Genomic DNA, 23,168 nt, shown 5'->3' on the forward strand with positions numbered 1-23,168 from the left:
CACAAGTCACGCGCTTACGACCACGACGAGAGCGGTATTTTTATACATGGTCGCTGCCGAAATGACGCGCGAAGCAGCTCCGATTCCTCGAGGGCCGCCAGCGCACCTGCAAGGAAACGACATGAAACAGCTTCTCCTCGGCACCATCGGCATCCTCAGCCTCGGCAATGCCGCCATCGCCGCAGACGTGCCGGCCCACGCCTTTACCAAGGCCTCCGCCATCGATCCCGCCTATAACTGGACCGGCTTTTATGCCGGCGTTCATGCCGGTTATGGTCTCGGCGGGACCGAATGGCAGATCCTGAATATCCGGACCGACGGCGCGCTGGGCGGCATTCAGGCCGGCTACAATCAACAGATCGGCAATCTGCTGCTCGGCATCGAGGCCGACATCAGCTTTAGCGGCATCAAGGGCAATCGCACGGTGAGCATTCTGAACCAGGCTACCCTGTCCCAGACGTCGCAAATCAACTGGCTGTCGACGGTGACCGGACGCGTTGGCTTCGCCAATGGCCGCTGGCTCACTTACGCCAAGGGCGGCTTCGCCTGGGCCAATGAAGATCACGGCTACGACGTTCAGGTTTCGGTGCCGGGGCCGGACCGGCTTACACTGTCCGGCGGCGAGACACGGCGGGGTTGGATCGTCGGCGCCGGCATGGAATATGCGCTTGCCAACAACTGGTCGCTGCGCGGCGAGTATAATTTCATCAGCTTCCCCGACCACGAGTTCGATTTCAGCGGTACGCGGGCATCCACCGGGCCGATCGTCTCCACGGCTTCGACTAAGCAGACGCTGCATCTCATCAAGCTCGGGGCGAACTACCAGTTCGGCGCTCCCGATACCGCCAAACCGATTCCGCCGCTGCAATACGCACAGTCAGGATTCAATTGGACCGGGCTCTATCTCGGTGCGCAGGCAGGCTACGGATCGGGACACGGCGACTGGCGCGACTACACGCCCGATGGGAAGTTCTCGATGACCGGAGGCTTTGGCGGCGGCCAGATCGGCGCCAATGTGCAGCTCGGGGTGATCGTCATGGGTGTTGAAGGTGAACTGGTCGGCGGCAATATCGGCGGCGGCACCCGCACCAACTTTGACAACAATCTCGAGATGCGCTCGCGCACCGAATGGCTCGCAATGGCCACCGCACGTATCGGCATGGTGACCAACGAGCGCTGGCTGACCTATCTCAAGGGCGGCGTCGCCCTCGCCGGGGATCATCACGCCATATCGCTGTCGTCGGGTCCGCAATACGCAAATCTCGACGGATCCCGCCTTCACACCGGTTACGTGGTCGGTGCCGGCGTGGAATACGCCTTCGCACCAAACTGGTCCGTCAAGGCGGAGTACAACTACATCGGCTTTGGCCATGACAAAGCGAGCCTCGAAGGCGTGATCAATGCCCCTCCGATGGTCGGCCCTTATTATCTGAATGCCGATATTGCCCAGACCATGCAGCTCGGCAAGATCGGCGTGAACTATCACTTTGCGCCATGAACGCGACAGCCGACCACCATCGCGCTATCAAGCGCATGGTGGTCGCGCCTCCTAGCGCGGCAGCATCTCGGGTGGCGGCGAACGGTCCAGTACATCGCCTTTCGCGCCTTCCAGCAGATTCAGCTCGACATTCTCCACGACCAGCGGGCCACGTTTGCGTTTGAGGTCAGCCACTTTCTCGATATTCGCAAAAGCCGCCCGCCATTCCGGATTGGCCGCAGCATTTTGCTCACCCACCAGCAAAAGGTTGCCGGATAGCTGCTCGGCACTCGGCTCCGGCATGTTCACCCAGCGAATGCGCTGGGTGCGCTGGAAGACACAGGTCCCCTTAGGCAAATAGAAAGTGAGCCAGCCCGTGGTGCCGTAATCGGGCGCCACCACGCATGTGGCCCCGACACGGGCGCGAACCGCCTCGACGTCGGCCGCCAATTCGACGAAACCCACGCCGATGCTGCGGACTGTCGCGTCACGCTTGTAGCCAGACAGCAGACCCGTATTGGCCTGCACCACCAGTGCCGTGAACATGACGACGCCGGTCGGCCCCGCCCAGCGCAGGCAGAAGTCCACCGTGCGCTGCTCGCGCGGCTTCCATTGCACGATGGTTGCCGCGACGGCAGCAATGATGGCCAGCGTCGGATAGACTGGCGCGAACCAGTTGGCCTCGACGCGGCTGTGCAGCGCATGCCAGCCGAAATACAGCACGATGACCCAAAACATCGCATTCAGCAGCACCCGCGCCGGCCACGCTCCGGGCCTGCGGACCGCCAGGGCATAGAGGCCCATCACGCCGAGAATGAACACCAGCGGTGTCGCGAAGGCGAATTGGGTCGGGATCAACTCGGCGATGAAAGCCGGATTGAAGTGATCGATCCGGGCGCGTCCGAGTTGCTTGATGAAGGACACCCAGCCATGTTCGGCGTTCCAGAACAGCACCGGCGAGAACACCGCCAGTGCGACGAGGCCGCCGAGATAGGGCCATGGCGAGATCAGCCAACGCCGCATTTTCGGCACCGCAATCAACCAGATCAGGATCGCCGGCCCGAAAAACAGTGCGGTATATTTCGATAGCAGCGCTACGCCGACAGCCAAGCCCACCGCGAGCCACCACGCGCCCTGCCCGGTGGCCAGCACCTGGGCCAGCGTCAACAACACGAAACTCGAGGCGACCAGCACCGGCGCGTCCGGCGTGACGATCATTAATCCGACCGACGTGATCATCGTCGCATTGAGCAGGATCACCGCCGTTGACGCGATCCGCTGACCGCCGAACAGTAATTCGGCCGTGCGATACACCGCCCAGCTCATCGGCAGCGCCAGCAGGACCGAGACAATACGGACGCCGAATTCGGTATCGCCGGCAATCATGGTGCCGAGCCGGATCACCACCGCGACCATCGGCGGATGATCGTAGTAACCGCCGGCCAGATGTTTCGACCACATCCAGTAATAGGCTTCGTCGAAGGTCAGCGGCGTCCATGCGGCCGCCGCGAGCCGCAGCAGCACCAGACCGACGACCACGGCCGCGGTGCCGCGAACCAGCCGCAGTTCCTGCGTGGTCATCCAGCGATCACCGTTTCCGCCACACGAACAGGCCCGACATCGCGTAGTTCCAGACCACGCCCATCAGCGCGCCGGAAGCGCCCGCCAGCCACCAGATCGGCTCCTGGTCGAAGACCGACCAAGCCACGCCGACATTGGCGAGCAGACCCACGCTGCAGACCACATAAAAGATCGCCAGACCACGCAGGATGCCGAAACCTTTCAAACGCTGGTCGCGATAGGTCAGGAAATTGTTGAGCAGGAAGTTGCCGGTCATCGCGCAAAACGCCGCAATGGCCTGCGCCTCTGCGAATGGCGGATCGAAAACTTCCAGCGTGACGAACAACACGGCGAAATGCACAAACAGGCCGATCGAGCCGACCATAGCAAACAGCAGGAAGCGCAGCGACACGGTATCGTTGGTCAGCTTCGCCAGCACCAGGCCCAGGAAGTCGAGCGCCACCATGGAATCGAGCTTGCTTTCACCATGCAGCCGCGAGCCGAAGGTGTAGGGCACCTCGATAACGCGCAGATCGCCTTCTGCCGTCGCGACGACATCGAGCAGGATCTTGAAGCCCTGCGTTGAGAGTTTCGGCGCCAGTTGTTCAAAGCGATCGCGGCGGATCATGAAGAAGCCGCTCATCGGATCGGCGATCTCAACCTTCAGCACCCGCTGCGCCACAGCGGTCGCGAATTTACTGGCGCCGAGGCGCTGCTGGTTGAAACTGTCGGCACTGCCGCCCTCGATATAGCGGCTGCCGATCACCAGTTCGGCGGCGCCGCTTTCGATCAGACCGAGCATCTTGCCGAGCTGGGTCTCATCGTGCTGCAAGTCTCCGTCGATCACCGCTGCGCAGGGCGCGCTGGAGGCCAGCATGCCCTCAATGCAGGCGCCTGACAGGCCGCGCCGGCCGATGCGGCGGATGCAGCGGACACGCGAGTCACCCCGTGCCAGCTCACGTACCGCGTCGGCCGTGCCGTCCGGCGAATTGTCGTCGACGAAAATGACTTCCCAGGAAATGCCGACCAGCGCCGCGTCCAGCCGCTGCACCAGGGTGGCGACATTGCCGCGTTCGTTAAAAGTGGGGACGACGACGGACAGCTGCAGCGGAGCGCCCGCCTGCAATATCTGTCCGGGCCCCGGTCTGATGGCTTCGTTCATGGCGCCAGCATATATCTGCCGCGCCGGACCATGCCAAGGCGGACAGGGAACGGCGAGCCCTTAACTGGTGCGGGAACAAGCCATCAGAGGGGGAATGGCCAAAAGTGGCCCAAAAATGCCAACGACCCCGAACAACAGGCGCACGTACATCCGGCGCACCGAGCTATTCAAGGTCGTTCCAGCGCCGGAGCTATGAAGCATCATCGTCGCCGTTGGAAACAAAATAGGGACGCTGGAGACGTTCCGCAAGGGTGTCCGGCGCTGGTTTCAACGCCACAGTCCGGCCGCAAACACCGCACCCTGGCACCATTCTGTTGCTGGCGAGCTATAGCCAGTTCTGCGGGTGCCCGCTACCTTACCCGATCAGCAGCGGCGCGTTCGCGCGGTTTTCTCGAGGCGGAAGTCCTCCTGAACCGCGACCACAATCGTTTCCGCGCGTGACAATCGGAGACGCCATGCGACGCTCGCTCGGACCATGCCTATTCGCTGCATCGCTGACGCTGGCATCCTTCGGCGCCAGCCATGTCACCGCGCAGACGATTGATACCGTCACGACGAGGCTGCTGTCCGATTCGCGCGTCATGGCCGCGCTCGATGCCATCAAGGCCGACGACGCCCGCGCCCTGAAAGAGCAGATCCGGATCACCGAAATTCCCGCGCCTCCGTTCAAGGAGAACGTGCGCGGCAACTACATTCTGTCACGGTTTCAGGAACTGGGCTTCAAGGACGCCGTGATCGACGCCGAGGGCAATGTGATCGCCCGGCGCAAGGGCACCGCCGGAACGCCGAAGCTGGTCATCTCCGCACATCAGGACACTGTCTTTCCCGAGGGGACCGACGTCACGGTGAAGGAAAAGGACGGCGTCTATCTGGCGCCGGGGATCGGTGATGATGCCCGTGGGCTCGCGGCCCTGCTGTCTTTGATGCAGACCCTCAACACGCAGCAGATTGCGACGGTCGGGGACGTCATGTTCGTCGCCAGCGTCGGCGAAGAAGAGCTGGGCAATCTGCGCGGCGTCAAAGCCCTGTTTCGCGACAACAAGGACATCGACGGCTTCATCTCGATCGACGGCCTCGGTGTCACGCGGATCGTCAATCAGGGAACGGGAAGCCACCGCTACGAGATGATCTTCAAAGGTCCGGGCGGTCACAGTTTTCAGGAATTCGGCCTGCCGAGCGCGACCCATGCGCTGGGTCGCGCGGTCGCGAAAATCTCGGAGCTGCAGACACCCGCGGATCCAAAAACCACCTTCACGGTCGGAACGGTAAGTGGCGGCACATCCGTCAACGCCATCGCAGCGGAAGCCCGCATGACGATCGACATGCGATCGAATTCGACCGAAGAGCTGTTGAAACTCGAAGCGAGGCTTCTGGATCAGGTGAAGGACGCGGTTGGTGAAGAAAACAAACGCTGGGGATCGGACAAGATCACTGTCGAGATCAAACTGATTGGCGACCGTCCGGCGGGCGTTGTCGCAGAGGACTCTCCCCTCGTGCAGGCGACCGCGCGCGCCGTAAGCGCGCTGACCCGTGCGCCCCATGTCACCTTTGCCGGCTCCAGCACGGACTCCAATCTCGCGATGTCGCTCGGCATCCCCGCGGTGACCATCGGCGGCGGCGGCCAGGGCGGCAACTGGCATTCGCGCAATGAATGGTACAAGCCCGTCGACGCTTATATCGGGCCGCAGAATGCACTGCTGACGATGCTGGTGCTGACCGGCGTGGAGGGCGTAACCAAGCCGGTGCTGCCGGCGCGGCACTGAGTAACACGGCGAATACTGAAAGGATCGGCCTCACAATGGTTGCGAAATCCGGACAAATCCGTATCGGCATCGGCGGTTGGACTTTCGCGCCGTGGCGCGGGGTGTTCTATCCGGAGAAACTCACGCAAGCGAAGGAGCTCAGCTATGCCGCATCCAAGCTGACCTCCATCGAGATCAACGGGACCTTCTACGGTTCGCAGAAGCCGGAGAGCTTTCGCAAATGGGCGCGCGAGGTGCCGGAAGATTTCGTATTCTCGCTCAAGGGCCCCCGCTTCGCAACCAATCGCCGGGTGCTCGCCGAAGCCGGCGAGAGCGTGAACCGGTTCTATGATTCCGGCGTGCTTGAACTCGGCGGCAAGCTCGGCCCCGTTCTGTGGCAATTCGCGCCGACCAAGAAATTCGACGAAGCCGATTTCGGGAAGTTTCTCGAATTGTTGCCGACAGAGCTCGGTGGGCGCAAGCTGCGCCATGTGGTCGAGGTCCGCCACAACAGTTTCTGCGTGCCGGCCTTCATTGCGCTGCTACGACAGTTCAAGATCCCCGTGGTATTCTCCGAACACGCCACCTACCCGGCCATTGCCGATGTCACCGGCGACTTCGTCTATCTGCGTTTGCAGAAGGGTGAGGACAGCATCAAGACTGCCTATCCACCGAAGGCGCTGGATGCCTGGGCCAAACGTTTCGAGACCTGGGCCGGCGGCGGCGAGCCAACCGACCTGCCGCGCGTCGACGACGCCAAGATCAAGAAACAGCCACGCGACGTGTTCGCCTATGTCATCCACGAGGCCAAGGTACGCGCACCACACGGTGCCATGGCGTTGATCGAGCGGGTGACGTAGCACCCACGCGCGTTGCTCAATCGAGCTTGATGCCAGCCTCGCGGATCAGTTTTGTCCAAGTCGCGTGTTCTGATGCGATGAAGCCGTCGAGCTTGTCGTCGGGCATATCCCAGGGCTCACCGCCGCTCTTCTCGAACCGCTCCTTCAGATCGGGCAACACCGCCCGAATATCCTGACGGAGTTTTACGATCACCGCCGGCGGCGTCTTCGCCGGCACGAAGATGCCAAGCCATGAATCGACATCGAGGCCGGGCACGCCCGCTTCCGCCATGGTCGGAACGTCAGGCGCCAGCGGGCTCCGCTTCGACGACAGCACCGCGATACCCCGCACCTGCCCCGTCTGCACATAAGGCAGCCCGGCGGCGATCGAGTCGAAGAACAGGTCGATGCGGCCTGCCAGCAGATCCGCGAAGGCCGGCGGAGATCCCCTGTAAGGCACCTCCTGCAGCTTGACGCCGGCGGACTTCATGAAAGCCGCGGCCACCAATTGCTGTCCGGTCCCGACACCCGCGGTCGCTACGGTGATCGACCCCGGCTTGTCCAGTGCGGCCGCGACGATCTCCTTCGGCGTCTGCTGCGGCAGATCCTTGCGGCCAACCATGACATACCCAAACTTGTAGACCAGTGCGACCGGCACGAAATCCTTGAGCGGATCATAGGCAAGCTTGGCGTAAAGCGCGGAGTTGAACGCCATGTTGGAAAGGCCGCCGACCATCAGCGTATAGCCATCGGCCTCGCTCTGGGCCGCAGCCTGCGTGCCCACGACGGTGCCCGCTCCTGGCTTGTTCTCGACAAAGAACGCCTGCCCCGTTCGCTTCGCCAGCGCATCGGCGAGATGTCGCCCGACCAGATCGTAGCTGCCGCCGGGCGCGATCGGCACGATAATTCTGACCGGACGATCCGGATATGCGCCTTGCGCCAGAGCTGTGGACTGAAACGACACAAGCGCGAGCGCGATTACGCCCAACGCACCAACCATGCGAGCCATCATTCCCCCGGTGATATCGGCCATTGAACTGGCGGAGTTTGTTGAGTTGACTATGTGCCATGTTGCAAATGGGAGCAACGCCTCGCGGCCTGCCGCGACATTGTGCCAATCATTTGTCGATCACGGGGATGCTCACATGGCCCGAAAAGCGCCTCAACTCTTCACCGTCGGTTACGAGCAGACGCCCGCGAAAGCCGTGCTCGATGAACTGCAAAATGCCGGCGTCAAGCTGCTGGTCGATGTGCGTGCCGTCGCAGCATCGCGGCGACCGGGCTTCTCCAAGAATCAGCTCGCTGCCGGCCTCGACGAGCGCGGCATCGGCTACATCCATCTGCGCGGACTGGGCACGCCCAAGGACGGCCGCGAAGCCGCACGTAGCGGCAAGCTCGCAGCGCTCGAGAAGATCTATATGGCTCATCTCAAGACCCCGCAGGCGCTGGAGGAGATGGATGAGCTGGCGGCGCTGGTGACGAAGTCCGGACCGGTCTGCATCCTCTGCTACGAGCGCGACCACGAGCACTGTCACCGGCGCTGGATCGCCGAGATCATCGAGGAGCGCGAAGGTGCCAAGGTTCAGAACCTGCTGCCGTCGCAGCTTTGAAGCCGCGCGACGATCTCACAGCAGTTTTTTTTCAGATTATTACTTATCCACACTGGACGTAGGCTTATCCCCAATATAATCTACCTTAAGTTGCATATTTATGTTGCGTTTCTGTTGCGTTGGGTGGGGGCTCGATGCGTTGGGGACTAGCGTTACGCGCATTATGCGTTGCAGCGGCCGCATATTCCTGCGGCATGGCTTCGGCTCAGGATGTCGGCGAGATCGATGCCACGATCGAGCCGGCATCCGGCTCATCGAACTTCTGGTCGCCCCTCTTCGACACGCGTATCAAAAAACGGCGTGCCTTCGATTTTCTCTCCGGCGGCATGCCGGACCGTCTGATGTATTTCGGCGGTGTCGATGCGTCGCATTGGAGCCTCGGCGCCTATGGCGGCCTGCAATGGGCTCCCGCCGGCCTTAACAAGGACGGTTTCATTCTGCGTTTCTTTCTGTCGGAAAACCTCGAACGCTACACGACAGGCACGCGCTCCGACTACACCCAGATCAGCCGCGCGGCGATCCTGCCGGGCTACCTCATCCGAACCGGCAATCTGGAAGTTCAGCTATTGGCTGGCCTCGATATGGAAGCCGACTATTTCTACCACGATCAGCACCGCTCCCGGCTTCGCGCGATGCTCGGCGCGCGGGGCACGATGGATGTCTGGTGGGAGCCGACACGCGAGCTGATGCTGCAATATGCCATCTCAGGCACGACCATCGATACTGGCTATACCACGCGCATTGCAGCCGGCTGGCGCCTGTTCGATTTGTTCTGGATCGGCCCGGAGGCCGCACTGTCGAACGACTATTTCAGCCAGCAGACCCGGATCGGCGGCCATCTGACTGGCTTGCGCACCGGTCCTTACGAATGGTCATTCGCCGCGGGACATGTGCGGGACAATTTCGAGCGCCAGGGAGTCTATGCGCGCTTCGGCATGGTCATGCGCCCGCCGCGTGCGCCATTCTTCGAGAACTGACGCAGCACTCAGCCCAAGCGCCAGATCGCCTGAGGCAGGTCATAGCCGCGGATCGGCACATCGCCGAGCAGCTCCGCATCGCCGCAAGTGTCGCCCAAGGCATCGCGTATGGAGGCAGAGATCAGTAATTGCGAGCCGAACTGTTTGTTGAGCGCCTCAAGCCGAGCCGCGAAGTTCACGGTATCGCCGATGACGGTGTATTCCTTGCGGCGCGGGGAGCCAACGTTGCCGGCAATCACGGCCCCAATATGAAGCCCGATGCCGATGCGCAGTGGCCATTCGCTGTCCTGATTGCTTTGCTCGACAGCTATGAGCATCTCACGTGCCGCCTGCACGGCGCAATGCGCCGCATTCGGATCCTCAATGGGCGCTCCGAACAGCGCGAGAAATCCGTCACCGAGAAACTTGTTCACGATCCCGGAATGTCGATCCAGCACATCGACCAGCAATGCAAACGTCTCGTCGAGCCGCTCCACCACCTGGCGCGGCGAATGCACGCGGGTCGCTGCGGTAAAGTTACGGATATCGACGAACATCACCGCGACCTGACGCATCTCGGTCGTGGAGCTCGTTCCCGACGCCAGCAACCGCTCCACAACCTGCGGCGAAACATGCTGACCGAACAGATTGGTGACACGATCGCGCGCTGAAGTTGCCGCGATGCTCGCCTCGAACTGGCGACGGAGTTGCAAGCCGACGGCGCCTGCAAGAATACCGCAGAGCAGGACCATGGCGCTGCGGATAAGCTGAAACGCAAAATCCGGTGCCGGTTCCGAGGCGAATTGCACCGGATGATACAGCATGGCCAGCGCGAGCATCTGGGCGGCCGCGACAAAGCCGGTAAACGTCGACAGCCAGAAATCGAGCCGAAGCGTGGATAGAATGATGAAGATGAAATAGGACAAAGGCGCCGCAAATGCTAACGCCGCCGCCGGCCCCATCCAGCCCATATGGAGATGCAGTGCTGCCGTCGGAATGCTGGTCTCGATGAGTGCACTCAAATAGCGCCGCCCCTGCGCAATATCCTGCCCTGCAGCGATGCGCTGATTGACCTTGTAAAGAACGAAGAACTCGAACAGCAGCAGCGGCCCCGTGATTATAAAAGACGATGCGAGATCGAACTGGCCATTAGATATGCGCGCGAAGCTCGACGGCGCCAGCAGATAGGCGATGGACAGCGACAGCGTCACGATCGCCACGGTGCCAATGACCGTCTTGACCCGCAACCGTTCGGTCAACAGCATCTCGCGGCTCAGCGCCTTGCGAAATTCGCGAACGGACGGATCGGCGTCGGCAGGCTTCAGAAATGTCCGAAAAAACTGAATCATCGCAGCACTCTAGCTGCCGCAGGCGCATTGAACGAGATATTTGTCGGGGAGCTCTAACCCTTGGCGTCGCAGGCCCAGGCCCGGATAACGCATTCCTTGCCGCCATAGTCATAGCATTTCTTGGTCGCCTGATTCAGCGAACTCGAAATACGGGGCGCCACGGCATAGCCGTGTGCGCCGCAGGGATTCTTCATATCCACGGCGAAGGCTGCACAGGCGCGGTTCATCGTGACGGTCGTGCATTCGCCCTTGCACTGCTTCTTAGCGGCCGCCAGCGCCGCCCCCTGTGCCGGATAGTCGAAGGCCTGGCCATAGGCACCGCACTTGCCCACGGCGAGGGCACCAGCGGCCGAGGCCACGCCTATGGCACCGACGCTCATCAACAAGGCAACGGCGATAATCGCGCGACGGCGCGCGGCAGCAAACAGTGACAATTTCCCCTCCCCCGAGGTCGATCGCGGCAGACGCTACAGGGAGGGCGTTTCAACTTGGTGAACGAAAGCGAAATGCGACGGCCCGCCGCATCCGGGATGCTTAGCCGCTCCGCGCGTCTTCCAGCGCCTGCGGTGTATCGATATCGAGGAAGGCGCCGTGACCTTCGACCGCCACATCGGCAACGGCTTCGGCGTGCTTCATGATCAGGTGCCGGGCACCGATATCGCCGTCCAGCGTCATCAACTCATTGAAGAAGCGCCGAGACCACAACACGGGATTACCGCGCCGGCCCTCGCTTACAGGGACGACGATGAGGTTGCCGCGATCCGGCGCGAAGGATTCGATCAACCGGTCGATCAAGCGGGCATCGATCAGCGGCATGTCGCCAAGACAGACCACAGCTCCGTTGGCATCGGCCGGGACTGCCGCGATGCCGGCTTTCACCGAACTGGCAAGGCCATCAGCAAAATCAGGGTTGTAGACGAACGTGACTTTGAGTCCGGCCAGCGCCTTCTCGACCTCGGGCGCCTGATGACCTGTCACCACCGTTACGCTCGATGCTTTCGATGCGATCGCCTGTTCGACGACTATCCGGACCAATGCCTTACCGTTGAGTTCGGCGAGCAACTTGTTCGGCCCCCCCATCCGGGTCGAACGGCCCGCGGCCAGAATAACGGCGGCGACACTGCTGTTGCCATCGCTGCCGACGGGCACACGCGGCTGTGGCCGGGTGACGATTTCCATCAGCAAACCGCCGACGCCCATGCCTGTGAGATCCGAACGCGTGACCTTGAGGCCGGCCAACAGCCGCATCAACACCCAATCGAAGCCGTTCTCGACTGGGGAGCGCGCACAGCCCGGCGCACCCAGCACCGGCACGTTGCCGGCCCGGCCGATCAGCAGCAGATTGCCGGGATCGACCGGCATGCCGAAATGCTCGATGGCGCCGCCGATTTGCTCGATCGCCGACGGGATGACGTCACGGCGGTCGGCAATGGCCGAGGCGCCGAACACAATCACCAGTTCAGCGCCAAGCCCGAGCAGTTCCTTGATTGTCTTCGCCAGCACCTTCTCGTCGTGCGGCACGCGGCGCTCGGCGATGATCTTCGCACCGGCAGGCGCAAGGCGCTCCTCGGTGACACGCAGCGTCTTGTCGATCACCTTCGGCGACAGCCCCGGCAACAGCGTCGAGACGATGCCGACTTTCTTGACCGTGTAAGGCGCGATTCTCATTGCGCCGCCCGAGGCAGCCTGGACGGCCGCGTCGCGCAGCGTACCGGCGACGCCGAACGGGATCAGCTTGACGGTCGCGATCATCTCGCCTTCGACCACCGGCTTGTAGGCCGCCAGCGTTGCAAAGGTGATCGCTTCATCGACCGCATTGATGCGATCGACGATGGCGCGATCGACGACCAGCACGCCCGGCGTCCCCGCAAACAGATTGGCGCGGCCCGTGAAGGCACGCTCGACATTAACGCCCTCGCCCGCCACCGCCCGCGCGATACTGGCTGCAGCGACGTCTTCGGACACATCGCCGTCCTCGAGACGAACGACGACCACGTCCTTGACGCCCGCGCCGGTCAACGCGGCGACTTCATCGGGACCGATAGTGGTGCCCTTCTTGAGAACGAGCGAACCCTGACGCAGCGTATGGACGGTCACGCCGCCAAGTGCATCCGCCGGACTGGCGGGACCGAACTTCATGGGTTGCTCACTTTGGCGGCATCCTGCGGATTCCCCTTGGGCATGCGCAACTCGGCGGTGATCTCGGCCATGATCGAGACCGCGATCTCCGATGGCGAAACAGCACCGATATTGAGACCGATCGGCGCCTTGATCCGCGCGAAGTCAGCCTCGCTGACGCCCTGCGCTTTCAGCCGATCGCCGCGCTTGGCATGCGTCTTCCGCGAGCCCAGTGCGCCGATATAGAAGCAGTTCTTCTCGAACGCGTGCAGCAGCGCGGGATCGTCGATCTTCGGATCATGGGTCACCGCGACGAAGGCTGTGTAGTGATCGATGTTGAGGCCCGGCAGCGCCTCTTCGGGCCATTCAGCGATCAGCTTCACGTCCGGGAAACGCTCGGGGCTGGCAAAGGCCGTGCGCGGATCGACCACGGTGACGTCGTAATCCAGCGAGCGCGCCAGCGGTGCCAGCGCCTGGCTGATATGGACGGCGCCGATGATCACGAGCCGCGCGGTCGGCGCGTAGACATTGAGGAACAGCTTCTTGCCGTCGGCCTCGACCATGGCGCTCTTGCCCATGCGGAGCTGCTTCTCGAGCTCGGCATGCAGGGGATCGGCGCCGAAATCGGCGGCCTTCACCAGGCGTTGTGTTCCATCGGATATATCGGTGATCAAAATAACGGGGCGCCGAGCGGCGCGTTCCGTGTTCAGGGTGGCAAGTGTCTCGGCTTTCACGACTGACCGACCTTCTCAACGAACACGCGAATGGTGCCGCCGCAGGACAGGCCGACATTCCAGGCGGTCTCGTCAGCCACGCCGAATTCGAGTAATTTGGGCTCGCCACTCGCAATCACATCCAACGCCTCGGTGACCACGGCGCCTTCGACGCAGCCGCCGGAGACTGAGCCCAGGAAGGTGCCATCGTCGTTGATGACGAGGTTGGAGCCCGCCGGACGCGGCGCCGAACCCCAGGTCTCAACCACGGTGGCCAGCGCCACGCCGTGCCCGGCCTTCTGCCACGCCTCGGCAGCCTGCAGGATGTCTTCATCGCGATTGAGCATGGAAGCCTCTCTTAAGCTGCGGGCCGGATCAGGCTGCGGTGATGGACCGGGGGCGCCGATGACAGCGCCTTGATCAGTCCGTCGATCGAACTCAAATTATGCACCGGGCGGAATTCGTCAACGTGCGGGAGCATCATTTTGATGCCCTGCGCTTTCGGCTCGAAGCCGTCGAAGCGCAATAGCGGGTTGAGCCAGATCAGCCGCCGGCAGGACCGATGCAGCCGGTCCATCTCGAAGGCCAACTGCGAATCCGCCTCCCGCTCCAAACCGTCGGAAATTAGCAGCACGATGGCGCCCTGGCCGAGTACGCGGCGTCCCCAGAGCTTGTTGAAGTTGTGCAGCGACGCGGAGATGCGCGTGCCGCCGGCCCAGTCTTCCACCGAGGCCGAGCATGAGGCCAGCGCCTCGTCGGGATCGCGCGAGCGCAGCGCCCGCGTCACATTGGTCAGCCTTGTGCCGAACAGGAAGACCGAGACGCGCTTGCGGGCGTCCGTAATGGCATGAAGAAAGTGCAGGAACAGCCGGGTGTATTCACTCATCGAGCCGGAGATATCGAGCAATGCGACAATCGGCGCCGGCTTGTCGATCAGGCCTAGCCTGCGGATATCGATGATATCGCCGCCCGTGCGCAGGCTGCCGCGCAACGTGCGCCGCAGATCGAGCCGCGCGCCGCGTTTGTCCGGCTGGGTGCGGCGTGTGCGCAGTTCAGCCTGCGGCAGCCGCATATTCGCGATGGCGCGCGTGACCTCGGCGATCTCCGCCGCGCTCATCTGCGCAAAATCCTTCTTCTGCAAAACCTCTCGGTCGGAGACCGACAGCCTGATCTCCTGCTCCTGCGGCGCCTCTCGCTCTTGGCCCTGCACCGGCTGCGCCATCGCCTCCTGCACGCGGCGCGAGGCCGGCGGCGGCTTGCGCTTGGCATCGTCGGGCAGCGGCACCGAATCCAGCATCTGCTTCCATTCGTCGGCCGCACGGAAGAACAGATCGAAGGCCTGGGCAAACACCAATGCATGCTCGTGGCGTTTGACGAAGATTGCTTCCAACGTCGTGTACACGTCAGCGCGCTTGCCGATCTCGATCAACTGGATGGCATTCAGCGCATCGATCACCGCCCCCGGCCCGACCGGCAGGCCGGCAGCGCGGAGCGCACGCGCGAAGCCGATGACATTGTCTGCCATCTGGCCGGTCGGTGGGTAGAGATGGTCGATGGGCAATCCGGTCTCCGTCATTCCGGGGCGGGCGCGCCTCTTGCGCGACCGAACCTCAGCCACTCCAATTGGAGTGGTGGGGAACCTCGATGTGTTCAACTACTTCGGGATTCCGGGTTCGCGTTCGGCTATCGCCGCCCGCGCCCCGGAATGACGAGTGTTAATCGCTCGTCGCTTCCTTGATCACCTTGGCCAGCGTATCGCCCTGCATGCGCTGGATATCGTCCTGATACTTCAACAGCGCACCCAGCGTATCGCCCACCACCTGCGGCGTCAGCGAGCGGGCGTCGAGTTCGGTCAGCGCGGTCGCCCAATCCAGCGTCTCGGCAACGCCCGGCGACTTGTAGAAATCCTGGTCGCGCAGTGCCTGCACGAATCTCACCACCTGCTGCGAGAGCTTTGCGGAGATGCCCGGCACCCGCGACTTGACGATGGCGAGTTCGCGCTCGGCGTTGGGATAGTCGACCCAGTGATACAGACAGCGCCGCTTCAGCGCGTCGTGAATCTCGCGGGTGCGGTTCGATGTGACGATAACGATGGGCGGCACCGGCGCCTTGACCGTGCCGAGCTCGGGGATCGTCACCTGGAAGTCGCTGAGGATTTCGAGGAGATAGGCTTCGAACGCCTCGTCCGCGCGATCGAGCTCGTCGATCAGGAGCACCGGCGCGCCGTTGACGTCCGGCTCCAGCGCCTGCAGCAGCGGACGCTTGATCAGGTAGCGCTCCGCGAAGATGTCGCTGGCCAGCTGATCGCGGTCGGTATCGCCGGCCGCTTCCGCCAGACGGATCGCAATCATTTGCGATGCGCTGTTCCACTCATAGACAGCGGAAGACACGTCGAGGCCTTCGTAGCACTGCAGCCGGATCAGCTTGCGACCAAGCGCGGCCGACAGCACCTTGGCGATCTCGGTCTTGCCGACGCCGGCCTCGCCTTCGAGAAACAGCGGCCGGCCCATCTTCAATGCCAGATAGGTAACTGTCGCCAGCGAACGCTCGGCGAGATAGCCGCGCGATGTCAGCAATTCCAGCATGCCATCGACGGAAGTGGGGAGCGCCGATGGCTTAGTCATGAGAGAACCAATCCGGAAAAGTGCGGACCTGACAAGTATCAGGCCCGGTTGTTGGCGGCCTCGACCGCACGCTTGGCCAACACGCCGATCAGATGCGCCCGATACTCGGCGCTGCCGTGGAGATCGCTGTTAAGCCCTTCGGCAGGCACCGTAAGCCCGTCCAGCGCCTTTGGCGAGAACCGCTTCTGCAATGCAGCCTCGAACTCCTCGACGCGGAACACACCATCCGAGCCCGCACCGGTGACGGTGACGCGCACGCCCGAGGGCAGACGCGCCACGAACACCCCGACCAGCGCGTAGCGCGAGGCCTGGTTGCGGAACTTGATATAGGCGGCCTTCTTCGGCACGGGGAAGGAGACCTTGGTAATGATCTCGTCGGCCTCCAGCGCGGTCGTGAACAAGCCCTGGAAAAATTCTTCCGGCTTCAGCTTGCGCTTGTTGGTGGTGATGGTGGCACCGAGGGCCATTACAGCTGCGGGATAGTCCGCCGTGGGATCGTTATTGGCGAGCGAACCACCGATGGTGCCCTTGTGGCGCACAGCGGGATCGCCGATCAGGCCGGCGAGTTCGGCCAGTGCCGGAATGGCTTCACCAACGATCGGCGATGCCGCGACGGCGGCATGCTTGGCCAGTGCGCCGATCACCAGCGAACGGCCCTTCATTTCGATGCCGTCGACACCCTCGATATGCGAGAGATCGATGATATGCGGCGGTGCCGCCAAACGCTGCTTCATGACCGGTACCAGCGTGTGACCGCCGGCAATCAGCTTGGCGTCCTCGTTCTTGATGAGGAGATTGGCGGCCTGCCGCACGGTCGACGGACGATGATATTTGAATTCGTACATGGGTGGGGATCCCTGATTCGCGGTGCGCGATTATCGTTGTGCGTCGTTATGCGAGATCGGACTTCGCCATCGCCTTGGCGCCGGCTGCGATCGACGCCACGATGTTCTGATAACCGGTGCAGCGACAGAGATTGCCTTCGAGTTCTTCGCGGATCAGGTGATCGCTGAGATCATGCCCCTTGCGATGCACGAGGTCGACCGCGGTCATGATCATGCCCGGGGTGCAAAAGCCGCACTGCAGGCCATGATGCTCGCGAAACGCCTCCTGCATCGGATGCAGCGGCGCACCGTCGGCGGCGAGGCCTTCGATGGTCTTCACCTCGTGACCGTCGGCCATGACAGCGAGCGTGGTGCAGGACTTCACGGCCTTGCCGTCGAGATGCACAACGCAGGCGCCGCATTGCGACGTGTCGCAACCCACATGGGTGCCGGTGAGCCGCAGATTCTCACGTAGAAACTGCACCAGCAATGTGCGCGGATCGATATTGCCGGTGACGGGATTGCCGTTCACGATCATCGAGATTTTGGCCATATGCACTCTCTTGGTCCGCGTCCCATTGCGTGGCGACACGGTCATTAAAATCATTCCAAATGCATAATATGGCCCATCCCGGCAATGAGCAACCTCAAGTCGGGACGGTCTCTGGTGTGTTTTTCTGCGGTATCAAGCACACTTGATCGCCGCTATCAGACGCTCCGCACCTTAGCCTTGAACGGCTTTGGCGAAGTTTGCGAAGAACTCGTCGGCGATCTTCTTGGCTGAACCGTTGATCAGGCGCTGACCGAGCTGGGCCAGCTTGCCGCCGATCTGGGCTTCCACATTGTAGGTCAGGAGTGTGCCGCCGTCCTTGTCGGTCAGACCGACGACAGCGCCGCCCTTGGCAAAGCCGGCGACGCCGCCCTCGCCCTCACCGGTGATCTTGTAGCCATTGGGCGGATCGAGATCGCTCAGCGTGACCTTGCCCTTGAAGCGGGCCGAGACCGGGCCGACCTTGATCTTGGCCGTGGCGCGGAAGCCGCCCTCCTCTGTAGTCTCGAGCTCTTCGCAGCCCGGGATGCAGGCCTTCAGCACTGCGGGGTCGTTGAGCTTTCCCCATACCACTTCGCGGGGCGCGGCAAGCTGGACTTCACCGCTCATCGTCATGGCCATGGGTCTGTCTCCTGAATTTGTCGCCGTCCGGAATTGAGGCTGTCATCCCCAAGGGATTGAACCCTCAATCCCAAGTAATGCACGGACGGCGCAAAGGAAAGACCGTCCGGCGAGATGGGGCGATGCCTATTCGCAGTGCAACAGACGACGGCGACAAGAAGATTGCGGGGGATTGGCAGACTCTCGCCGGAATGGTTAGGTCCCGCACAGATGAGCACATCCCTGTCCCCTCTGCTGGCACCCTTGTTGTCGAGCCCCGCGATGCGTGCGGTTTGCGATGATACCGCCCATTTGCAGCATATGCTCGACTTCGAAGCCGCACTGGCGCGCGCCGAGGCCACGGTCGGGGTGATTCCCGCAAGCGCCGTGACGGCCATCGAGGCCGCCTGCAAAGCCGACCAGTTCGATCTCGCTGCCCTCGCCGAGGCAGCCACGCGTTCCGGCAATCTCGCCATCCCGCTGGTCAAGACGCTCACCGCCAAAGTGGCGAAGGCCGATGCCGAAGCCGCGCGCTACGTGCATTGGGGTGCCACCAGCCAGGACGTCATCGACAGCGCAACCATGCTCGGCCTGCGCGCCGCCATCGACGCTCTGCTCGCGGATCTCGACCGCGCCATCGCCGGCTTTGCAGCCCTTGCGGTCAAGCACCGCAACACCGCTGTGGTCGCCCGCACCTGGCTGCAGCACGCGCTGCCGATGCCATTCGGGCTGAAGCTCGCCGAATATGCCTCGGCACTGCACCGCTCGCGCCTGCGCCTGAAGCGATTGCGCGCCGAAGATCTCGCACTGCAATTTGGCGGCGCCGCCGGCACGCTTGCTGCGCTCGGCGACAAGGGGCTCGTCGTTGCAGAGCAACTCGCCAAGGAATTGCAGCTGCCGCTGCCCGATGCGCCATGGCACACCCATCGCGACCGTATCGCCGAAGTGGCTTCCGTGCTGGCGATCCTGTCCGGCAGTTGCGGCAAGATCGCCCGTGACGTCTCGCTGATGATGCAGACCGATGTCGGCGAGGCGTTCGAGCCCTCTGGCGAAGGCCGAGGCGGCTCCTCGACCATGCCGCACAAGCGTAACCCCGTGGCATCGGCCTCTGCGCTTGGCGCCGCGACTATGGCGCCGAATCTCGCCGCAACGATCTTTGCCGCTCAGATCCAGGATCACGAACGCAGTGCCGGACCGTGGCACGCGGAATGGCCGACCCTGCCGACGCTGTTGCTGGTGACATCGGGCGCTCTCGCCGCCGTCGTCGACATCGCCGAAGGGCTCGAGGTCGATGCCGAGCGGATGCTGCTGAACCTCGATACGACCCACGGACTCATCATGGCGGAGGCCGTGACCTTTGCGCTCGCCGAAAAGCTCGGCAAGAGCGACGCCCATCATCTGGTCGAAGCCGCCACCAAGCGCGCCGTTGCCGAGAAGAAGCATCTGCGCGATGTGCTCACGGCCGATCCCAAGGTCAGCGCGCAGCTCAACGCTGCCGCCATCGCCAAACTGTTCGAGCCGATGGATTATCAGGGCGTCTCGCAGGCCCTGATCGACCGCCAGCTCGCCTCACTCCGTTAAGAAGAAACTCGGGAGACACACCATGCCCATGATCGATGCCGACGGCTGCCTGCTGAATGTCTCCGTGGAGGGCCGCGACAGCGGGCCGACGCTGATGATGTCGAATTCGCTTGGCTGCACCATGGCAATGTGGGAGCCGCAGATGCCGGCGCTGACAAAGCTGTTTCGCGTGATCCGCTACGATCGCCGCGGCCACGGCAAGTCCGGCATGAACGGCCCGACCTCGATGGAGCGCTACGGCAAGGACGTGCTGGCGATCCTCGACGACCTCAACATCGATAAGGTGCATTGGTGCGGGTTGTCGATGGGCGGCATGGTCGGCCAATGGCTCGGCGCCAACGCGCCTGAGCGTTTCAACAAGATCATCCTGGCCAACACCAGCTGCTACTATCCGGATCCGACCAACTGGCACAACCGCATCAAGGCGGTGCGCGAGGGTGGCCTGGCTTCGGTTGCGGACGCAGTGATCGGCGGCTGGCTCACCGCCGATTTCCGCGAGCGCGAACCCGAAACCACCGCGAAGATGAAGGCGATGCTGATCGCCTCACCGGTCGAAGGCTATCTTGCTGCCTGCGAGGCGCTGAGCACGCTCGATCAGCGCGCGCTGCTGCCCAAGATCAAAAGCCCAACGCTGGTGATCGCCGGCCGTCAGGACAACGCAACACCGGTTGCGGCTGGTGAACTGATCCGCAGCAACATCCCCGGCGCCAGCATGACGCTCTTGGATGCCGCACACATCTCGAACGTCGAACAGCCTTACGCCTTCACTGACGCCGTAGTTGGCTTCCTGACGCAGCGCTGAACGGAGACCTAAGATGGACGAGCAACAGCGCGCCGCCGAAGGCACCACAAAACGCCGCAAGGTTCTCGGCAATGCCTGGGTCGACAAATCGGCCGCCGGCAAGAACGCATTCAATGCGGATTTTCTCGACCTGATCAGCCGCTACGCCTGGGGCGAGATCTGGACGCGGCCGCATTTCGATGACCGCACGCGCCGCGTATTGGTGATCGGCACTATGCTCGCGCTCGGCCAGTGGGACGAATTCCGCATGCATGTGCGCGCCGCCCTCACCGAAGGCGGCTTCACACCGGATGACATCAAGGAAATCCTGCTGCAGCAGGCGATCTATTGCGGCGTCCCGGCGGCCAATCACGCCACCAAGGAAGCCGGCGCGATTATTAAAGAGCTAGGGCTGGCCATTTAGGCGACCTTTTATTTAGGCGACCTTCTGTAAAAGCTCCGCGTCGTTGGCTGCCTTGCCCGGCTGCCCGGGATCGAGCTCCTGCGCCGCCTCGCGACGCAGCGGCGGCTCGATCGCCATCAGCACCGCGGTGCCCAGCAGCAGCAGCAATTCTGTGATGTGCAGCCGCATAGCGACGATCTCGCCGACCTTTGATGCCATGATCATGCTGGCGAACGAGATCACGCCGCCGATACCGAGCGCCATCATCAACGCCTCATCGCAGCCGCCCGTCTTGCGGATTTTCGGCCGTGTGATGAACACCAGGAATACCGTGAAGAAAGCAACCACCGTCAGCTTGCCGACGGCGAGCAGCCACGCATAGCGCACCGTGCCCATGCTGGAAAATTGCATGTAGTCGCTGAGAAACAGCGCCAGTGAAATATTGGGGCGCTCATAGAAGCCCTGGATCGGCGAGACCATGATGCGGAATGCAAAGATGGTCCAGGTCGGGATGAAATAGCAGGCGATCAGCGCGCCCGTGAACGTGCTGATCCGCCAAGTCTGAAACGTACCGGTCTGAAACGTGCCAGCCTGGAGAGTTCCACCCTGATGGGCTCCGGTCTGGTCTGCGCTTCTCTGATCCATCACGTCGTCCACCGCTCTGCCGGCGACTCGCAGGAGTCGCACGCCTGCGCCGACGTAACGCCCGTTCAATCAGACGGACAATGTAAACCAATTGGTAACCTTAATTCGAAAATTGCCGGGATAACGGCGGGGGAATACGATCAGGACTTGCCAAACGAAAAGCCCCGCCTTTCGGCGGGGCCTTCCACATGGGTCGCTGAGAACGACCCAAATCTCGATTGATGTCTGCCTGACGGCCTATCTCTGGCCCTGCCGGCCCGGGTCCTGCTCGTGGTCGGGCTTCATTCCACCGCCCTGCTGCTGACCGGGCTTCTGGCCCTGCTGCCCGGGGTTCTGGCTCTGCTGGCCTGGCTTCTGCTGACCGGGCTTTTGCTGGTTCTGATTGGACATTCTTCAATCTCCTGTGTTGAACCATTCAACGCCCAACAACGTGCAGCCCCGATCTTCGTTTCGGTTCCCGCGTGATGATTGCAAGGCCGTTGCGCGGCGCAACTGTGACACCGGAACAGCCGCAAATAAGGCGCGGATTTGTGTGCGCTGCGGCGCAAGCGAACGGACGCCAATCGCCGCGAAAAACAGCATGTACAGGCTACTTTAGCCGCACCAGCCCCTGTTGCCGCCTCCAATGGCCGCTGTTAGAAAACGATACAACGACGCAATGATCCGGCTGCCGGATCATGGTGGCGCCTCACTCGAATTCGGCAGCGCATGGATTATTTCGCCCAGCAACTGATCAACGGTCTCGTGCTCGGCTCCATCTATGGCCTGATCGCGATCGGCTACACGATGGTCTACGGCATCGTCGGCATGATCAATTTCGCCCATGGCGATATCTTCATGATCGGCGGCTTCATCGCGCTGATCACTTTTCTCATCCTGGTGTCGATCGGCCTTACCGCGGTGCCGGTGATCCTGCTGCTGGTGCTCCTGGTCTCGATGGCCATCACCTCGCTCTATGGCTGGACCATCGAGCGCATCGCCTACCGTCCCCTGCGCCATTCCTTCCGCCTAGCGCCGATGCTGTCAGCGATCGGCATGTCTTTTGTGCTGACCAATTTCTCGCAGGTCGCACAGGGCGCCCGCGTCAAGCCGGTGCCACCGATCATCACCGGCGGCTACACACTGCATGAAGGCGCCGACGGTTTCGCCGTACGCTTGTCCAACATCCAGATCATCGTCGTCATCACCACCATCGTGCTGCTGGCGCTGTTCACCTGGCTGGTCGCGCGCACGCGCCTCGGCCGCGACATGCGCGCCTGCGAGCAGGACCAGACCATGGCCTCGCTGCTCGGCGTCGATGTGGACCGCACCATCTCCATGACCTTCGTGATCGGCGCAGCCTTGGCTGCGGTCGCGGGCATGATGTACCTGCTCTATTACGGCCTCGTGGATTTCTTCATGGGCTTCGTCGCCGGCATCAAGGCCTTCACGGCCGCCGTGCTCGGCGGCATCGGCTCGCTACCTGGCGCCATGCTCGGCGGCTTGCTGATCGGCCTGATCGAGACATTGTGGGCCGCCTACTTCTCCACCGAATACAAAGATGTCGCCGCCTTTTCGATTCTGATCGTGGTGCTGATCTTCCTGCCGACCGGCCTGCTCGGCCGTCCCGAAGTCGAAAAAGTCTGACGGGATCC

Annotated in this window: 24 protein-coding genes; 9 read left to right on the forward strand and 15 right to left on the reverse strand. The window is 62.5% G+C overall.

The features are described from left to right. Positions 1 to 121 precede the first annotated feature (121 nt). Entirely contained in the window at positions 122 to 1,498 is a 1,377-nt protein-coding gene (locus CHC01_RS14425; protein ID WP_176454593.1) for an outer membrane protein, read from the forward strand. 51 nt (positions 1,499 to 1,549) lie between these two features. On the opposite strand, the gene CHC01_RS14430 is transcribed toward CHC01_RS14425, so the two are convergent. Beyond that, positions 1,550 to 3,058: a glycosyltransferase family 39 protein gene (locus CHC01_RS14430; protein WP_089264977.1), complete on the reverse strand. Its 1,509-nt coding sequence runs from the start codon at positions 3,056 to 3,058 to the stop codon at positions 1,550 to 1,552. Positions 3,059 to 3,065: 7 nt separating this feature from the next. Then, positions 3,066 to 4,199: a glycosyltransferase gene (locus CHC01_RS14435; RefSeq protein ID WP_089264978.1), complete on the reverse strand. Its 1,134-nt coding sequence runs from the start codon at positions 4,197 to 4,199 to the stop codon at positions 3,066 to 3,068. A gap of 455 nt (positions 4,200 to 4,654) precedes the next feature. On the opposite strand from CHC01_RS14435, the gene CHC01_RS14440 reads away from it, so the two are divergent. Together CHC01_RS14440 and CHC01_RS14445 are read left to right on the forward strand one after the other, a co-directional pair. After that, positions 4,655 to 5,962, forward strand: coding sequence for a M20/M25/M40 family metallo-hydrolase (locus tag CHC01_RS14440; protein ID WP_089264979.1), 1,308 nt, complete (start codon positions 4,655 to 4,657; stop codon positions 5,960 to 5,962). Between the two features lie 35 nt (positions 5,963 to 5,997). Continuing rightward, positions 5,998 to 6,801 carry a DUF72 domain-containing protein gene (locus tag CHC01_RS14445; protein WP_089264980.1) on the forward strand — a complete coding sequence of 268 codons (804 nt, stop codon included), beginning with the start codon at positions 5,998 to 6,000 and terminating at the stop codon, positions 6,799 to 6,801. Positions 6,802 to 6,817: 16 nt separating this feature from the next. Here the strand turns inward: CHC01_RS14445 and CHC01_RS14450 are convergent, their stop codons facing one another. After that, positions 6,818 to 7,780, reverse strand: coding sequence for a Bug family tripartite tricarboxylate transporter substrate binding protein (locus CHC01_RS14450; RefSeq protein WP_176454594.1), 963 nt, complete (start codon positions 7,778 to 7,780; stop codon positions 6,818 to 6,820). A gap of 145 nt (positions 7,781 to 7,925) precedes the next feature. Between CHC01_RS14450 and CHC01_RS14455 the strand changes: the two genes are divergently transcribed. After that, on the forward strand, positions 7,926 to 8,390 hold the full coding sequence (locus CHC01_RS14455; protein ID WP_089264982.1) for a DUF488 domain-containing protein: 465 nt from the start codon (positions 7,926 to 7,928) through the stop codon (positions 8,388 to 8,390). Positions 8,391 to 8,584: 194 nt separating this feature from the next. Continuing rightward, entirely contained in the window at positions 8,585 to 9,367 is a 783-nt protein-coding gene (bcsS, locus tag CHC01_RS14460) for a cellulose biosynthesis protein BcsS (protein WP_176454595.1), read from the forward strand. An 8-nt stretch (positions 9,368 to 9,375) separates the two neighbouring features. On the opposite strand, the gene CHC01_RS14465 is transcribed toward bcsS, so the two are convergent. The 10 genes from CHC01_RS14465 to CHC01_RS14510 all read right to left on the reverse strand — a co-directional run bounded on the left by CHC01_RS14465 (position 9,376) and on the right by CHC01_RS14510 (position 18,145). Further along, positions 9,376 to 10,695 carry an adenylate/guanylate cyclase domain-containing protein gene (locus CHC01_RS14465; RefSeq protein ID WP_089264984.1) on the reverse strand — a complete coding sequence of 440 codons (1,320 nt, stop codon included), beginning with the start codon at positions 10,693 to 10,695 and terminating at the stop codon, positions 9,376 to 9,378. Positions 10,696 to 10,748: 53 nt separating this feature from the next. Next, positions 10,749 to 11,075: a DUF4189 domain-containing protein gene (locus CHC01_RS14470; protein ID WP_089265661.1), complete on the reverse strand. Its 327-nt coding sequence runs from the start codon at positions 11,073 to 11,075 to the stop codon at positions 10,749 to 10,751. Between the two features lie 154 nt (positions 11,076 to 11,229). Then, positions 11,230 to 12,834, reverse strand: coding sequence for an NTP transferase domain-containing protein (locus CHC01_RS14475; protein ID WP_089264985.1), 1,605 nt, complete (start codon positions 12,832 to 12,834; stop codon positions 11,230 to 11,232). After that, positions 12,831 to 13,547 carry an XdhC family protein gene (locus CHC01_RS14480; protein ID WP_089264986.1) on the reverse strand — a complete coding sequence of 239 codons (717 nt, stop codon included), beginning with the start codon at positions 13,545 to 13,547 and terminating at the stop codon, positions 12,831 to 12,833. Before CHC01_RS14480 ends, CHC01_RS14475 begins: the two co-directional genes overlap by 4 nt. Beyond that, complete coding sequence (locus CHC01_RS14485) at positions 13,544 to 13,873, reverse strand: XdhC family protein (protein WP_068736040.1); 330 nt, start codon at positions 13,871 to 13,873, stop codon at positions 13,544 to 13,546. Before CHC01_RS14485 ends, CHC01_RS14480 begins: the two co-directional genes overlap by 4 nt. Before the next feature lie 11 nt (positions 13,874 to 13,884). Then, a complete protein-coding gene (locus CHC01_RS14490; RefSeq protein WP_502695656.1) occupies positions 13,885 to 15,102 on the reverse strand; it encodes a vWA domain-containing protein in 1,218 nt (405 codons plus the stop codon). Between the two features lie 139 nt (positions 15,103 to 15,241). Further along, positions 15,242 to 16,150 (reverse strand): AAA family ATPase, encoded by a 909-nt coding sequence (locus CHC01_RS14495; protein ID WP_089264988.1) that lies wholly within the window; start codon positions 16,148 to 16,150, stop codon positions 15,242 to 15,244. 38 nt (positions 16,151 to 16,188) lie between these two features. Next, positions 16,189 to 16,995, reverse strand: coding sequence for an FAD binding domain-containing protein (locus CHC01_RS14500; protein ID WP_089264989.1), 807 nt, complete (start codon positions 16,993 to 16,995; stop codon positions 16,189 to 16,191). Between the two features lie 46 nt (positions 16,996 to 17,041). Next, entirely contained in the window at positions 17,042 to 17,527 is a 486-nt protein-coding gene (locus CHC01_RS14505) for a (2Fe-2S)-binding protein (RefSeq protein WP_089264990.1), read from the reverse strand. A 171-nt stretch (positions 17,528 to 17,698) separates the two neighbouring features. Further along, complete coding sequence (locus CHC01_RS14510; protein ID WP_089264991.1) at positions 17,699 to 18,145, reverse strand: SRPBCC family protein; 447 nt, start codon at positions 18,143 to 18,145, stop codon at positions 17,699 to 17,701. A gap of 210 nt (positions 18,146 to 18,355) precedes the next feature. Here CHC01_RS14510 and CHC01_RS14515 point away from each other — a divergent pair, with 210 nt between their 5' ends. The 3 genes from CHC01_RS14515 to CHC01_RS14525 are packed head-to-tail and all read left to right on the forward strand — an operon-like array spanning position 18,356 to position 20,910. Continuing rightward, a complete protein-coding gene (locus tag CHC01_RS14515; protein WP_089264992.1) occupies positions 18,356 to 19,705 on the forward strand; it encodes a 3-carboxy-cis,cis-muconate cycloisomerase in 1,350 nt (449 codons plus the stop codon). Between the two features lie 22 nt (positions 19,706 to 19,727). Continuing rightward, on the forward strand, positions 19,728 to 20,507 hold the full coding sequence (pcaD, locus tag CHC01_RS14520; RefSeq protein ID WP_089264993.1) for a 3-oxoadipate enol-lactonase: 780 nt from the start codon (positions 19,728 to 19,730) through the stop codon (positions 20,505 to 20,507). A gap of 13 nt (positions 20,508 to 20,520) precedes the next feature. After that, entirely contained in the window at positions 20,521 to 20,910 is a 390-nt protein-coding gene (locus CHC01_RS14525) for a carboxymuconolactone decarboxylase family protein (protein WP_089264994.1), read from the forward strand. Between the two features lie 12 nt (positions 20,911 to 20,922). On the opposite strand, the gene CHC01_RS14530 is transcribed toward CHC01_RS14525, so the two are convergent. Together CHC01_RS14530 and CHC01_RS32575 are read right to left on the reverse strand one after the other, a co-directional pair. Further along, complete coding sequence (locus CHC01_RS14530) at positions 20,923 to 21,534, reverse strand: hypothetical protein (protein ID WP_244558364.1); 612 nt, start codon at positions 21,532 to 21,534, stop codon at positions 20,923 to 20,925. 237 nt (positions 21,535 to 21,771) lie between these two features. Beyond that, on the reverse strand, positions 21,772 to 21,924 hold the full coding sequence (locus CHC01_RS32575; protein WP_170849538.1) for a hypothetical protein: 153 nt from the start codon (positions 21,922 to 21,924) through the stop codon (positions 21,772 to 21,774). 318 nt (positions 21,925 to 22,242) lie between these two features. Between CHC01_RS32575 and CHC01_RS14535 the strand changes: the two genes are divergently transcribed. Continuing rightward, entirely contained in the window at positions 22,243 to 23,160 is a 918-nt protein-coding gene (locus CHC01_RS14535; protein WP_089264995.1) for an ABC transporter permease subunit, read from the forward strand. The last annotated feature ends 8 nt before the right edge of the window (positions 23,161 to 23,168 follow it).

The sequence above is a fragment of the Tardiphaga sp. OK246 genome, from assembly GCF_900188215.1.
GTDB lineage: Bacteria > Pseudomonadota > Alphaproteobacteria > Rhizobiales > Xanthobacteraceae > Tardiphaga > Tardiphaga robiniae.

Excerpts from the sequence above, each read along its gene's own strand:
- CHC01_RS14425 (WP_176454593.1), top strand. The coding sequence starts at position 122 with ATGAAACAGCTTCTCCTCGGCACCATCGGCATCCTCAGCCTCGGCAAT.
- pcaD (WP_089264993.1), top strand. The coding sequence starts at position 19,728 with ATGCCCATGATCGATGCCGACGGCTGCCTGCTGAATGTCTCCGTGGAG.
- CHC01_RS14535 (WP_089264995.1), top strand. The coding sequence starts at position 22,243 with ATGGATTATTTCGCCCAGCAACTGATCAACGGTCTCGTGCTCGGCTCC.
- CHC01_RS14470 (WP_089265661.1), bottom strand. The coding sequence starts at position 11,075 with ATGAGCGTCGGTGCCATAGGCGTGGCCTCGGCCGCTGGTGCCCTCGCC.
- CHC01_RS14495 (WP_089264988.1), bottom strand. The coding sequence starts at position 16,150 with ATGACTAAGCCATCGGCGCTCCCCACTTCCGTCGATGGCATGCTGGAA.
- CHC01_RS32575 (WP_170849538.1), bottom strand. The coding sequence starts at position 21,924 with ATGTCCAATCAGAACCAGCAAAAGCCCGGTCAGCAGAAGCCAGGCCAG.
- CHC01_RS14465 (WP_089264984.1), bottom strand. The coding sequence starts at position 10,695 with ATGATTCAGTTTTTTCGGACATTTCTGAAGCCTGCCGACGCCGATCCG.
- CHC01_RS14485 (WP_068736040.1), bottom strand. The coding sequence starts at position 13,873 with ATGCTCAATCGCGATGAAGACATCCTGCAGGCTGCCGAGGCGTGGCAG.
- CHC01_RS14435 (WP_089264978.1), bottom strand. The coding sequence starts at position 4,199 with ATGAACGAAGCCATCAGACCGGGGCCCGGACAGATATTGCAGGCGGGC.
- CHC01_RS14500 (WP_089264989.1), bottom strand. The coding sequence starts at position 16,995 with ATGTACGAATTCAAATATCATCGTCCGTCGACCGTGCGGCAGGCCGCC.
- CHC01_RS14475 (WP_089264985.1), bottom strand. The coding sequence starts at position 12,834 with ATGAAGTTCGGTCCCGCCAGTCCGGCGGATGCACTTGGCGGCGTGACC.
- CHC01_RS14505 (WP_089264990.1), bottom strand. The coding sequence starts at position 17,527 with ATGGCCAAAATCTCGATGATCGTGAACGGCAATCCCGTCACCGGCAAT.
- CHC01_RS14450 (WP_176454594.1), bottom strand. The coding sequence starts at position 7,780 with ATGGTTGGTGCGTTGGGCGTAATCGCGCTCGCGCTTGTGTCGTTTCAG.
- CHC01_RS14525 (WP_089264994.1), top strand. The coding sequence starts at position 20,521 with ATGGACGAGCAACAGCGCGCCGCCGAAGGCACCACAAAACGCCGCAAG.
- CHC01_RS14440 (WP_089264979.1), top strand. The coding sequence starts at position 4,655 with ATGCGACGCTCGCTCGGACCATGCCTATTCGCTGCATCGCTGACGCTG.
- bcsS (WP_176454595.1), top strand. The coding sequence starts at position 8,585 with ATGGCTTCGGCTCAGGATGTCGGCGAGATCGATGCCACGATCGAGCCG.
- CHC01_RS14445 (WP_089264980.1), top strand. The coding sequence starts at position 5,998 with ATGGTTGCGAAATCCGGACAAATCCGTATCGGCATCGGCGGTTGGACT.
- CHC01_RS14530 (WP_244558364.1), bottom strand. The coding sequence starts at position 21,534 with ATGGATCAGAGAAGCGCAGACCAGACCGGAGCCCATCAGGGTGGAACT.
- CHC01_RS14510 (WP_089264991.1), bottom strand. The coding sequence starts at position 18,145 with ATGGCCATGACGATGAGCGGTGAAGTCCAGCTTGCCGCGCCCCGCGAA.
- CHC01_RS14430 (WP_089264977.1), bottom strand. The coding sequence starts at position 3,058 with ATGACCACGCAGGAACTGCGGCTGGTTCGCGGCACCGCGGCCGTGGTC.
- CHC01_RS14515 (WP_089264992.1), top strand. The coding sequence starts at position 18,356 with ATGAGCACATCCCTGTCCCCTCTGCTGGCACCCTTGTTGTCGAGCCCC.
- CHC01_RS14490 (WP_502695656.1), bottom strand. The coding sequence starts at position 15,102 with ATGACGGAGACCGGATTGCCCATCGACCATCTCTACCCACCGACCGGC.
- CHC01_RS14455 (WP_089264982.1), top strand. The coding sequence starts at position 7,926 with ATGGCCCGAAAAGCGCCTCAACTCTTCACCGTCGGTTACGAGCAGACG.